The organism is Candidatus Accumulibacter sp. ACC003 (assembly GCF_907163085.1).
In the GTDB taxonomy this organism is placed as follows: domain Bacteria; phylum Pseudomonadota; class Gammaproteobacteria; order Burkholderiales; family Rhodocyclaceae; genus Accumulibacter.
Genome location: NZ_CAJQTX010000005.1, coordinates 223,613 through 236,240, shown reverse-complemented (window position 1 = coordinate 236,240; position 12,628 = coordinate 223,613). Strand labels below are relative to the sequence as shown.

Sequence of the window (12,628 nt, the reverse complement as noted above, 5' to 3'; positions counted from 1 at the left end):
CTCAATTTATGTGTTTCTTTTCAAGAAACATAAAGGCAAGTCATCGTGTTTTTGAGAGCCACTGGCAGGCACGGGTGGTTGGGAGGCGAAAAAAAGCGGCTCTATGTCGTTTCCTGTGGAACCGGCCGCTGGCTACCGCCGTCATCCGAGGTGCTCCGCGATCCAGATCCGCGATGTTGAGGGCGTCAGAAACAGCCATACGCTCAAGGGCTTGGGGCTGATTGCGGCTTTCGCGTGCAGCGCCCGAGCCGGTCCGGCGGCAAGGACTTCACCGCCCTCGGCGGCGGGCAAGGGGTGGGAGAACCCGAAGGGCTCGGCAGAGGCATCCGCCTCACCGGAGGCGGTTCCTCACGAAACGACACAAACCCAAAAAAACGAAGGGCCGATCGATACGTGCCAACCTACCCGCAACTCCCCACCGCCCCACAAGCCGTACAAAAATCACACCCATCCTTGCGAATCATCGTCCGATTCCCGCACTCGCCACAAAGCTTCCCGGCCGTCGGTTTCGCTGCCGTTCCACCCGCTGGTGTTTCGAGAATCCCCATCTGCTGCAGCGGCAGGCCGGTTTCGTCGAGGATGCCGAGCATCGCGTAGCGGTGGATGATCAGCTGCGCCAGGTAGGCGACGGTCGAGGTGTAGTTGGTTTGGCGGCGGGTGCCGGGGACGAAGGCCATGAAGTCGCCGAGCGGCTCGGGGTAGTCGAGCAGTTTCCTGAGCTTCATGCCGATCCACGCCGGGTCGAGGACGCGCATGTCGAGCGACAGCAGCTTGGTCAGGCCGTCGAGCGCGCGCGGGTAGTTGCCGGCGAGCCACACCGAGTAGGGACGCGTGACGCCGTCGGGCAGGGTGATTTCCTTGAGGCCGAGGACGAAGTCTTCGCCGGTCGCCGGGTTGAAGACGTCTACGGTCCAGGAGAGCGTGCCGTCGGTGCCGGTCTTCGGTTCCTTGAGGCTGAACATGGCGTCGAGCACCGGCGTCGGGCCGTCGTGGTTGAAGGCGCCGATCTTCTCGACGCGGTGCTGGATCAGCTGCGCGACGGCGGCGACCACCGAGGGCATGCGCTTGCGCTCGCCGTGCGGCGGGAAGGCCATGTCGAAGCCGTCGTCGCCGGGCGTCTTGGCCAGCGATTCGAGTTTCAGCGCCAGCCAGCCGTGGTCGTTGGCGCGCATGTCCATCGACAGCGTCTTGGCGACGGCGCCGAGGCCGCGCGGTTGCTCGGGGCCGTTGACCCAGGCTTCGAAGGGCCAGTGGCGGCCGTCCTGTTCGATGTGCCCGACGAAGAGTGCGAACTTGCCGTGCGTGTGCGCGATCATGTAGGTCCACGCCATGTTGCCTTCGGGCAGCTGCGGGCGGTTCGGCCAGCGCAGGCTGGCGAGCACCGGCGCCGGCAGCGTCTTGATCGACAGGCGGCGGTTGGCGTCGCCGTTGACGAAGTCCTGCGGCTGCTTCTTCTCTTCGGCCTGCTTCTTCGATTCGACCGACAGCACCGAGCCCATGACGCTGTTCGGGCGGTAGGTGGCGAGGCCCTTGAGGCCGGCTTTCCAGGCACTCATGTAGAGGTCCTGGAATTCCTCGTAGGGGTAGTCGGCGGGGACGTTGACGGTTTTCGAGATCGACGTGTCGATGTACGGCGCGACGGCGGCGACCATGTCCTTGTGCGCCTTGGCCGAGATTTCGAGCGCGGTGACGAAGTAGTCGGGGAGCTTGTCGACGTCGCCGCCGAGGTGTTTGTAGAGGCGCCACGCGTAGTCCTCGACGGCGTACTCCTTGAGCGTGCCGTCGGCCATCCGCTTCTTGCGGCTGTAGGTCCAGGAGAAGGGCGGTTCGATGCCGTTCGAGGCGTTGTCGGCGAAGGCCAGCGAGATCGTGCCGGTCGGCGCGATCGACAGCAGGTGCGAGTTGCGCAGGCCGTGCTTGCGGATCTGGTTCTTGATCTCGTTCGGCAGGCGCGAGGCGAAGTTGCCGCCCGAGAGGTAGAGCTCGGCGTTGAACAGCGGGAAGGCGCCGCGCTCTTTCGCCAGTTCGACCGACGCCAGGTAGGCGGTGTCGCGCATGTATTCGGAGATGCGCGCGCCCATGGCCATCGCTTCCGGGCGGTCGTAGCGCAGGCGCAGCATGCACAGCGCGTCGCCGAGGCCGGTGAAACCGAGGCCGACGCGGCGCTTGTTGTTGGCTTCCTCGCGCTGCCGTTCGAGCGGCCAGGCGGTGACGTCGAGGACGTTGTCGAGCATCCGCGTCGATAGCTTGATGACCTCGCCGAAAGCGGCAAAGTCGAACTCGGCGCGCGCGCTGAAGGCGTCCTTGACGAAGGGCGTCAGGTTGATCGACCCCAGGCAGCAGCAGCCGTAGGGTGGCAGCGGTTGTTCGGCGCAGGGGTTGGTGGCCTCGATCACTTCGCAGTAGTAGAGGTTGTTGTCCTTGTTCATGCGGTCGAGGAAGAGGATCCCCGGTTCGGCGTGGTCGTAGGTCGATTTCATGACCTGGTCCCACAGATCGCGCGCGCGTACCCGGCGGTAGACCCAGCTGCCGTCGTCGCGCTGGAAAGCGCCGTCGCGCTTCATGTCGGCGTTGGGCTCGGCGCGGTGCGAGAGTTCGACCTCGGCGTCGTCCTCGACGGCTTTCATGAAGTCGTCGCTGACAGCGATCGAGACGTTGAAGTTGGAGAGGTCGCCGTGGTCCTTGGCGTGGATGAAGACTTCGACGTCGGGGTGGTCGCAGCGCAGCACGCCCATCTGTGCGCCGCGGCGGGCGCCGGCCGATTCGACGGTTTCGCACGAGCGGTCGAAGACGCGCATGTACGACACCGGACCGGAAGCGCGCGACTGCGTGCCCTTGACCAGCGCGCCCATCGGCCGGATCGACGAGAAGTCGTAACCGACGCCGCCGCCGCGGCGCATGGTCTCGGCGGCCTCGGCGAGGGCGCTGTAGATGCCGGGTTTGCCGTCGACGATCTCGACCACCGAATCACCGATCGGCTGCACGAAGCAGTTGATCAGCGTCGCCGCGAGCGTCGTGCCGGCGGCCGAGTTGATCCGCCCGGCGGGTACGAAGCCGGTTTCCTGTGCCCACAGAAAGCGCTCTTCCCAGTGCGCGCGCTGTTTTTCGTTCTCGTTGGCGGCGAGTGCGCGGGCGACGCGGCGACGGACGTCGTGAACCGAGGTTTCATTTCCCTTGGCGTACTTTTCGACCAGCACCTCGACCGATATTTCCTGCTCGGTAAGTGGCGTGATGGTCGGCGCCTCGGCGACGGCCGACAGGGTTAACTGGTGTTCGAGCTGGCTCATGGGTGGTCTCTCCGGGTGGTGACGGCTGCTGGCCGTTCTTGGCTGCAAAAGGCGTGCTGAAGTTCGGGGAAGCGCTGGCGAAAGCGAGTGTTCGTCGCTTGCCGTGCGCGCCGCCGCCTACGGGTAGGGCGCAGGGCGCGGCCGCTTTGTTCAAGTTGAAGTGGCGTAAACCTACTGCATACAGTGGGCAAAGGCAATAACGCGACTATATGTAGTTTTCGGATCGCGCCCGCCGAGCGCCCGGAAAAGCCTTGAAATCACGGCCTTGCGGGCCTCCGGGGGCGGGAAATTTTTTTTGCGGCGTCTGGCCGCGGCGCGGCGCTGTGGCGCCTCTTCGGCCGCGGCGTCGCGTTCGCTTGGCGAGCGCTCGCGGCCCCGCGGCTGGCTCAGCCGGCTTTGAGCTTCTGGCGCGCGTCGTGGGCGATCAGCGCCGCGATGACGCACGAGGCAAGACGCGTCTCGGCGGTGTCGGCACGACTGGTGAGGACGATCGGCACGCGCGCGCCGAGGATGATGCCGGCGCTCAGCGCGTTCGCCAGGTACTCCAACTGCTTGGCGATCATGTTGCCGGCCTCGAGGTCGGGGACGACCAGGATGTCGGCACGCCCGGCGACCGCCGAGACGATTCCCTTGGTCTTGGCGGCGTCGAGCGAGATGGCGTTGTCGAAGGCCAGCGGGCCGTCGACCAGGCCGCCCCTGATCTGGCCGCGGTCGGCCATCTTGCACAGCGCCGCAGCGTCGAGCGTCGATTGGAGCTTGGCGTTGACGGTCTCGACCGCCGACAGGATCGCCACCTTCGGTTCGGGAGTGCCGATGATGTGCGCCAGGTCGATGGCGTTCTGCACGATATCGACCTTCTCGGTCAGCGTTGGCGCGATATTGACCGCCGCATCGGTGATCATGATCGGTCGTGGGTAGGTCGGCACGTCCATCAGGAAGACGTGGCTGATGCGCCGACCCGTGCGCAGGCCCGTGCTGCTCGAAATCACCTCGGCCATCAGCTCGTCGGTGTGCAGGCTGCCCTTCATCAGCGCCTCGGCGTCGCCGCTGCGGACCAGCGCCACGGCCATCGCTGCCGACTCGTGGCTGTGCTTGACGTTGACGATCCGGTATTGCTTGAGGTCCAGGCCGTTCTCTTCGGCGACGGCGCGGATGCGCTGCTCGGGGCCGATCAGGATCGGTTCGATCAGCTTGGCCTCGGCAGCCAGCAGCGCGCCTTTCAGTGACTCCCGGTCGCAGGGGTGAACCACCGCCATGTCGATCGGTTCGAGTCCTTCGGCGCGCGCCACCAGCACCTGCAGGCGCGCGTACTTGTCCGAAATGGTGATTTCCGGCATCGCCTTGCGCTTGACCCGGATCTTTTCGTTCGGCGCCAGCACCTCGGCGCTACCCGAGACGACCAGTAGATGGTCCTGGTTTAAACACGCGCATTCGAGAACGATGTGCCGGTTGCGGGCAAACTTCTGCGCGACGGTGACGGTCACCGTGATGGTGTCGCCGATGGCCACCGGCCGCGCAAAGTGCAGGCTCGAATCGACCATCACCGTTCCCGGGCCGGGGAACTGCGTGCCGAGCATCGTCGACAGCAGCGACGCGCACCACATGCCGTGCGCGATGAAATCCTGGAACAGGCCGCTGTGCGTAAAGTCGCCGTTGGCCAGCGCCGGGTTCATGTCGCCCGACATCAGTGCGAACAGCTTGACGTCCTCGGGGCGCAGGGTTCGGATCAGCGACGAACTGTCGCCGACCTCGATTTCGTCATAGGTCCTGCTTTCGATAAATTCCAGGGGGGTTTCGACGTGCATGGCGGGGCTCCCGACGGTACGGATCAGAGGCTATTATGCTGCAACGCAGCAGGAATGTGTGGCGCGATCTCTGGAGCGTGCACTCTAATGCCCGCTGATGGTCTCGGTGCCTTCTGGCGCGCCGCGCATCGACCGCACTGCAGCTCCGCCAGCCTTGTTCTGGATTGCTTCACTTCGTTCGCAATGACGATTTCCGCGCATCCGGCCATTCCGCGCATTCCGCGCATTCCGCCATCCGGCCGAGCCCCACGTCTCGACGCCTGCAAGTCCCCGGCACCCCGGCCGTCACGGCGAGGAGCGCAGCGACGTGGCAGTCCAGGGCTGTTTCCCCGGGCAATCCCGGCGGCTTGCAGCGCCCGCTCGACCGGGCCTTTTGTTGACGTGTATCAGCACCGGCCGGCGGCAGAGAGCCTAAGCTTCGCCAAGGTATCGGCGACGGTGGCGCAGTGGGCGACCCTGGTGGGAGACGATGGTGACTGACGAAAGCTTTGACGCAGGACGGCTCGACGACACGCTGCAAGCGATCGTCGATGGCCATGCGCGCCAGCCGGGGCAGTTGCTGCAGATTCTCCTTGCCGCGCAGGATTCCCTCGGCTACCTGCCGGCGGCCGCGCTGACCGCCATCGCCCGGGCGCTCGACTTGCCGCGCGCGCAGGTCGAAGGCGTCGCCGGCTTTTACTCCTTCTTGCATCTGGCGCCGGTCGGCCGCTATCGCGTGCTCTTCTCCGACAACATCACCGACCGCATGCTCGGCAGCGGCGAGCTGCTCGATCGCCTGTGCAACAAGCTGTGGATCGAGCGCGGCAAGCTTTCCGAGGACGCTCTGGTCAGCGTCGATACCACCTCGTGCACCGGCCTGTGCGATCAGGGGCCGGCGCTACTGGTCAACGGCCGGCCGCTGAGCCGCCTCTCGGCCGAGCGCGTCGACCGCATCGCCGAGCTGATCCGCGGGCAGCTGCCGCTGGCCGACTGGCCGTCCGAGTACTTTCGCATCGACGACAACATCCGCCGCCGCGACGCCGTGCTCGCCGGCGAGTGGCCGGCTGGCCAAGCGCTACGGGCAGCGCTTGGCCGCGGCGCCGAGGCCATGCTTGGCGAAATGAAACTCGCCAACCTGCGCGGCCGCGGCGGCGCCGGCTTTACCACGGCGATCAAATGGGAGTCGGCGCGGCGCGCGCCGTGCCACGGCGAGAACGGCGTCCGCTACGTCGTCGCCAACGCCGACGAGGGCGAGCCCGGTACCTTCAAGGATCGCGTCCTGCTCAGCAGTTACGCCGACCTGCTGTTCGACGGCATGACGCTCGCCGGCTTCACGATCGGTGCCAGCCAGGGCCTGCTCTACCTGCGCGGCGAGTACGCCTATCTGCTGCCAGCGCTGCGCGACAATCTCGCTCGCCGTCGCCGCGACGGTCTGCTCGGCCCTGCGCTCTGCGGCCAGGCCGGGGTGGACTTCGAGATCGACATCCATCTCGGCGCCGGCGCCTACGTCTGCGGCGAGGAAACGGCGCTGCTCGAGTCGCTCGAAGGCAAGCGCGGCATCCCGCGCAGCCGCCCGCCATTCCCGGTAACAGTTGGCTATCGCGGCCAGCCGACGGTGGTGAACAACGTCGAGACGCTGTGTAAGGCGGCGCTGGTCGCGCTCAAGGGCGGTGCCTGGTTTGCCGGCCTCGGCACCAAGCAATCGACCGGAACCAAGCTGCTGTCGATCTCCGGCGACGTCGAGACGCCGGGCATCTACGAGTATCCCTTCGGCGTTTCGGTCAAGCAGGTGCTGTACGACTGCGGTGCCGGCAACGCGCAGGCGGTGCAGGTCAGCGGCCCTTCGGGCATTTGCCTGGCGACGCACGAATTCTCGCGCTGCATCGCCTTCGAGGACGTCCCGACGGCTGGCGCGCTGATGGTTTTTGGTGCGCATCGCGATATGTTCGAGGTGGCGCGCAATTTTGCCCACTTCTTCAAACACGAGAGCTGTGGCTTCTGCACGCCGTGCCGCGTCGGCACCTCGCTGGTCGTGAACTGCATGGACAAGATCGCCAACGGCCACGGCTCGCAATACGAAATCAACGAGATCTTCAAGATCCATCGCCTGCTGCACGCCGCCAGCCACTGTGGGCTTGGCCAGGCGGCGTGCAATCCCTTGTTCGATACCCTGCAGAAATTCCGCCCGGCGTACGAGCGGCGCCTGCGCTCGCTCGATTTCGAGCCGGCTTTCGACCTTGACCAGGCTTTGGCGGCAGCTCGCCAGATGACTGGTCGCGACGACGCGGACGCGCATTTCGGGCTGGCCGCCAGGGCCTCTGGAGTCGACTCATGAGCCCGCTCAGTATTCTGCTCGACGGCCTGCCGGTGCCCTTCGAAGATCACCAGACGATCATGGACGCGGCCCTCGCCGCCGGCATCTACATCCCGCACCTGTGTCACCACCCCGAGTTCGAGCCGCAAGGCAGTTGCAAGCTGTGCACCGTCAAGGCCAACGGCCGCTACGTCTCGGCGTGCACCATGCCGGCCAGGGATGGCATGGAAGTCGAGAACAATTCGCCGGACCTCAACGACAAGCGGCGGACCTTGTTGCAGATGCTGTTCGTCGAAGGCAATCATTTCTGTCCCTCGTGCGAGCAGAGCGGCAACTGCATGCTGCAGGCGCTGGCCTACGAACTCGAGATGCTCAGCCCGCATTTCGACCAGTTCTACCCCAACCGGCCGCTCGATGCTTCGCACGCCGAGGTGCTGCTCGATTTCAATCGCTGCATCCTCTGCGAGCTGTGCGTGCGCGCCAGTCGCGACGTCGACGGCAAGAGCGTTTTCGCGCTGTCGGGTCGCGGCATCGGCAAGCACCTGATCGTCAATGCCGAGTCGGGGCGGCTGGCCGATAGCAATTTCGCGTTGAGCGACAAGGCGGCGCAGGTCTGCCCGGTCGGCGTGATCATCGAGAAGCGGCGTGGTTTCGCCGTGCCGATCGGCGAGCGCCGCTACGATGTCGAGCCGATCAGCGTCCAGGCCGAGCGCCTGCGCCCGCGCCGCGCCGGCGAGGAGTGCTGAGATGGACGCGCTCCCCGGCCGTGGCAAGCTGCGTATCGCGACGGCGACGCTGGCCGGCTGTTTCGGCTGCCACATGTCCTTGCTGGACATCGACGAGCGGCTTTTCGAACTGCTCGAACGCGTCGACTTCGATCGCTCGCCGCTGACCGACATCAAGCGCTGCGGACCCTGCGATATCGGCCTGATCGAGGGCGGCATCTGCAACGCCGAGAACGTGCACGTTCTGCGCGAGTTCCGGCGCAACTGCAAGCTGCTGATTGCCGTTGGCGCCTGCGCGGTGAACGGCGGCCTGCCGGCGCAGCGCAACCATCTTGACCTCGGGCTGTGCCTGCAGGAGGTGTACCTGACCGCGCCGGGAGTCGTCGGTGGGCAGATTCCCAACGACCCGGAATTGCCGCTGCCGCTCGACAAGGTGCACCCGATCCACGAGATCGTCCGCGTCGATTACTTCATCCCCGGCTGCCCACCGTCGGGCGAAGCGCTCTGGAAGTTCCTGAGCGACCTGCTTGACGGGCGCACGCCACGCCTCGGCCATCCCCTGCTGCACTTCGACTGAGAGCCGAACGAGAGAAGCCATGCCCAGCGATCAATTCGAACTCGAAACCGCGCCCGCCGACGTCGGCACGCTGCGTCGCGTGGCGATCGACCCGGTGTCCCGCGTCGAGGGCCACGGCAAGGTGACGCTGCTGCTCGACGACGACGATCGGGTGCAGCAGGTGCGCCTGCACATCGTCGAATTCCGCGGTTTCGAGAAGTTCATCCAGGGCCGCCCGTACTGGGAGGTGCCGGTGATGGTGCAGCGCCTGTGCGGTATCTGCCCGGTATCGCACCACCTGGCGGCGGCCAAGGCGCTCGATCATGTGCTCGGCGTCGAGCGGCTGACGCCGACCGCCGAGAAAGTGCGGCGGCTGATGCACTACGGCCAGATCCTGCAGTCGCACGCGCTGCATTTCTTTCACCTGTCGTCGCCCGACCTGCTGTTCGGCTTCGCCAGCGAAGCCGGCCGGCGCAACATCGTCGGCGTCGCCGCCGCCTACCCCGAGGTCGCCAGACAAGGCGTGCTGCTGCGCAAGTTCGGTCAGGAGGTGATTCGCCTGACCGCCGGCAAGCGCGTGCACGGCACCGGCGCGGTCCCCGGCGGCGTCAATCGCTCGCTGCGCCGCGAAGATCGCGATGGCCTGCTCGCCGAGATCGCCGCGATCATCGGCTGGAGCCAGCAGGCGGTGCAGCTCGTCAAACGTCTGCACGCCGCCGACCCGGTGCTCTACGACGGCTTCGGCACTTTCCGCTCGAATATCCTGTCGCTGGTTGGCACTGACGGCGCGCTCGACTTCTACGACGGCCATTTGCGCGCCCGCGACGCCGACGGTCAGATCCTCGTCGACGGCTTCCCAATCGAGAACTACCAGCAGCTGATCCGCGAAGAAGTCAAAGCGTGGAGCTACATGAAGTTCCCCTTCCTCGCCGCGCTGGGCCCGCAGCACGGCTGGTACAAGGTCGGGCCGCTGGCGCGCGTCCAGAACTGCGATCGCATCCCGACGCCGCTGGCCGAAGGCGAGCGCCGCGAATTCATCGACCACGGCCAGGGAAAGCTGATCCACGCACCGCTGGCCTACCACTGGGCGCGGATGATCGAGATGCTGCACGCCGCCGAGACGATCGAGGAGCTGCTGCACGATGACGACCTCTCCGGCAGCGCGCTGACCAGCAGCGGCGCCCGCCAGCGCCGGGGCGTCGGCGTCATCGAGGCGCCGCGCGGCACGCTGATCCATGACTACCAGGTCGACGACGATGACCTGGTGAGCAGCTGCAATCTGATCGTCTCGACGACGCACAATAATCAGCCGATGAACGAGGCCATCCGCCGCGTCGCGCAACGCTACCTGAACGGCCGGCAGCTGACCGAGGGCCTGCTCAACCACATCGAAGTCGCCATCCGCGCCTTCGACCCCTGTCTGTCGTGCGCCACGCACGCGCTCGGCAAGATGCCGCTGCAGGTCGAATTGCGCGACGCCGCGGGCATCCTCGTCGGGCGCCTGGCTGCGGCGTCCTGAGGCGCCGGAGGACGCCGCGATGCCACTTCCGCCGGTCGTCATTCTCGCCTGCGGCAACCCCAGCCGCGGCGACGACGCGCTCGGGCCGCTGCTGCTCGAGCGCCTGCAGAGCTGGCTCGACGCCAGCGCTACGGGCGCGGGATGCGAGCTGCTCGGCGACTTCCAGTTGCAGATCGAGCACGCGCTCGACCTCGTCGGACGGCGATTGCTGCTGTTCATCGACGCCGGCCAGCAAACGCCGGCGCCATTCGTCTTTCGCCAGGCGCAAGCCGCCGACGGCGTGGCGCACAGCACGCACGCCTTGACGCCCGAAGCGCTTCTCGCCGTCCTGCTGCGGATCGATCACGAGCCGCCACCACCGGCTTTCGTGCTCTGCGTGCGCGGCGAGAGCTTCGCCTTGGGAGAGGATTTGAGCGCCGCCGCGGCGAGCCACGCCGATGCCGCTTTCGAGCTGCTCGAGGCGCTGCTGCGCCGGCCGGAACTCGACTACTGGCAGTCTCTGCTGAGCCGCTGAGTCGCTGAGCCCGCCCGCGCCGGGATCGCCAGCGGCGGACGGCGAGTGGTGCGCCACCACCGCCGATGACGCTTGGCCGCGCCGGCGTCAGCACCAGAAGCTATCGATTTGCCACAGCGTGCTATCATTCGGCCCGCCGTACCGGCAGATCAGTCGCCGGCAGCCGTGCAGGAAGCGTGGCAGAGTGGTCGATTGCACTAGTCTTGAAAACTAGCGACGGGCAACCGTCCGTGAGTTCGAATCTCACCGCTTCCGCCAGAAAAATACCCCCGGCCCGAAAGCCGCATCAAACCACTCCGCTAGCGCGCTCTCCCGCACCCCCCCGTCATTGCGAGGAGGCGCAGCCAACGCGGCAGTCCAGTTTGGCGACCGCTTGCCGGCAGCTGCGTACTGGCTATGCCGGCTTGCCGACCCTTACAGCGGCACCGCAGCGGCCCATCCCAGGCGCCCGAGCAGGCGCGCGAAGTCCTTGCTCAGCGGCGCTGTCAACTGCAGCGGCGCGTCGGTGACCGGGTGCGTCAGGCGTAGCTCGGTGCTCGCCAGGAGCAGGCGGTCGCAAGCAAACAGCGTCTGGAACAATCGGTTATGGCGGCCCTTGCCGTAGGTGGCGTCGCCGATAATCGGATGCGAAATGTGTTTGAGGTGGCGGCGCAGCTGGTGGCGGCGTCCGCTCAGCGGTTCGAGTTCGAGCAAGGCGTAGCGACTCGTTGGATAACGGTCGACGCGGTACGGTAGTTCGATCGTCGCCAGCCGTCGGTAGCGGCTGCAGGCGTCCTGCGCTGGCGCCTCGCTCGCCGCGGCGCTGGCATGCTCAGCCGGGTCGACGACACGCCGTAGCGGGTGGTCGATCTCGCCGCTTGGCGGCGGGTGGCCGCGCACCACCGCGATATAGCGCTTGTCGACCTGCCGCTGTTCGAACATCGTCCCCAGGCTGCGGGCAACGGCGCTGCTCAGGGCGAACAAGAGCACGCCGGAAGTGCCCCTGTCGAGGCGATGCGCGGCGTACACGCGTTGGCCGATCTGGTCGCGCAGCATCTGCAGCGCGAAGCGCCGCTCGCGTCGGTCGATCATGCTGCGGTGTACCAGCAGCCCGGCGGGTTTGTCGATGGCGACCAGGTGCTGGTCCTGAAAGAGGATCGTCAGCGCGCCGTCGTCGGCCTCACTCATCGGCCGAGCGCGGCCGCCTGATCGCCGCGCGCGACGATTTCAAGGGCGTGCTTGGACACTCGCCGTCGACGTAGTACCAGCGGCCGGCCTCGCGCACGAAGCGGCTGATCTCGTGCAGGCGATACGCGCGCCCCTGCACACGATAGCGCGCGACAAATTCGACGATCGCCGTCTCCGGGCCGGTCGCCAGATGGCGCCGCACTTCCAGCGCCAGCCATTTCGGTGCTGCCGCTGGATCGTCGGCCGCCACCTGCTGTGGTCGCGTAGACGCGTGCCAGGTCGCCAGCAGGTAGCTGTCGATGGCCAGCACGTAGGCGCTGTAGCGCGAACGCATCAAGGCCGCGGCGTCGGGCGCCGCCAGGCCGTCGTGCAGTGGCGCGCAGCACGCCGCGTAGCTCAGCTGGCTGCCGCAGGGGCAAGCCGCGACGAGCGGCGCCTTCATCGTCGGTAGCACGGCGCGACTAGCGGCGCCGGCCGGCAGTTCGGCCCATCGCCTCGTTCACCCGTAGCGGCTGGCCGTGCAGATCCTTGCCGTCGAGCGCGGCAATAGCCGCCAGCGAGTGCGCTCGGCCAGGCATGTCGATAAAGCCGAAGCCCTTCGAGGCGCCGCTGAACAGTTCGCGCATCACCTGTACCGATTTCACCTGGCCAAAGCCCTGGAACAGGTCGCTGAGTTCAATTTCAGTGGTCTCGTTGGCGAGATTGCCTACAAAGATATTCATTGCCGACTCCTGATCAGGGCTTGCCGAGGATGGGATGGCC

10 protein-coding genes and 1 tRNA gene are annotated in these 12,628 nt (G+C 66.5%); 6 read left to right on the top strand and 5 right to left on the bottom strand.

Annotated elements, in window-relative coordinates; all coding sequences use genetic code 11:
* Positions 1-401: 401 nt before the first annotated feature.
* Both QZ656_RS10905 and QZ656_RS10900 read right to left on the bottom strand, forming a co-directional pair.
* Entirely contained in the window at positions 402-3,287 is a 2,886-nt protein-coding gene (locus QZ656_RS10905) for an adenosylcobalamin-dependent ribonucleoside-diphosphate reductase (protein WP_291993407.1), read from the bottom strand.
* Positions 3,288-3,673: 386 nt separating this feature from the next.
* Positions 3,674-5,092 (bottom strand): bifunctional enoyl-CoA hydratase/phosphate acetyltransferase, encoded by a 1,419-nt coding sequence (locus QZ656_RS10900; protein WP_291993406.1) that lies wholly within the window; start codon positions 5,090-5,092, stop codon positions 3,674-3,676.
* 472 nt (positions 5,093-5,564) lie between these two features.
* Here QZ656_RS10900 and QZ656_RS10895 point away from each other — a divergent pair, with 472 nt between their 5' ends.
* The 6 genes from QZ656_RS10895 (at position 5,565) to QZ656_RS10870 (ending at position 10,957) form a co-directional block, all read left to right on the top strand.
* Positions 5,565-7,406 (top strand): NAD(P)H-dependent oxidoreductase subunit E, encoded by a 1,842-nt coding sequence (locus QZ656_RS10895; protein WP_291993405.1) that lies wholly within the window; start codon positions 5,565-5,567, stop codon positions 7,404-7,406.
* Complete coding sequence (locus QZ656_RS10890) at positions 7,403-8,131, top strand: 2Fe-2S iron-sulfur cluster-binding protein (protein WP_291993404.1); 729 nt, start codon at positions 7,403-7,405, stop codon at positions 8,129-8,131. The genes QZ656_RS10895 and QZ656_RS10890 overlap by 4 nt, the downstream gene beginning before the upstream one ends.
* 1 nt (position 8,132) lies before the next feature.
* Positions 8,133-8,687, top strand: a complete 555-nt coding sequence (locus tag QZ656_RS10885; RefSeq protein WP_291993403.1) for an NADP oxidoreductase — start codon at positions 8,133-8,135, stop codon at positions 8,685-8,687.
* 19 nt (positions 8,688-8,706) lie between these two features.
* Positions 8,707-10,185 carry a Ni/Fe hydrogenase subunit alpha gene (locus QZ656_RS10880; RefSeq protein WP_291993402.1) on the top strand — a complete coding sequence of 493 codons (1,479 nt, stop codon included), beginning with the start codon at positions 8,707-8,709 and terminating at the stop codon, positions 10,183-10,185.
* Positions 10,186-10,204: 19 nt separating this feature from the next.
* Entirely contained in the window at positions 10,205-10,699 is a 495-nt protein-coding gene (locus tag QZ656_RS10875) for a hydrogenase maturation protease (protein ID WP_291993401.1), read from the top strand.
* Positions 10,700-10,869: 170 nt separating this feature from the next.
* Positions 10,870-10,957: transfer RNA gene (locus QZ656_RS10870), tRNA-Ser, on the top strand.
* Between the two features lie 156 nt (positions 10,958-11,113).
* On the opposite strand, the gene QZ656_RS10865 is transcribed toward QZ656_RS10870, so the two are convergent.
* From QZ656_RS10865 to QZ656_RS10855, 3 genes are read right to left on the bottom strand one after another with little or no spacing between them, the layout of a single operon-like run.
* A complete protein-coding gene (locus QZ656_RS10865; RefSeq protein WP_291993400.1) occupies positions 11,114-11,866 on the bottom strand; it encodes a pseudouridine synthase in 753 nt (250 codons plus the stop codon).
* Complete coding sequence (locus QZ656_RS10860; RefSeq protein WP_291993399.1) at positions 11,859-12,308, bottom strand: YchJ family metal-binding protein; 450 nt, start codon at positions 12,306-12,308, stop codon at positions 11,859-11,861. The genes QZ656_RS10865 and QZ656_RS10860 overlap by 8 nt, the downstream gene beginning before the upstream one ends.
* Before the next feature lie 19 nt (positions 12,309-12,327).
* A complete protein-coding gene (locus QZ656_RS10855) occupies positions 12,328-12,588 on the bottom strand; it encodes an RNA-binding protein (protein WP_291993398.1) in 261 nt (86 codons plus the stop codon).
* Positions 12,589-12,628 lie beyond the last annotated feature (40 nt).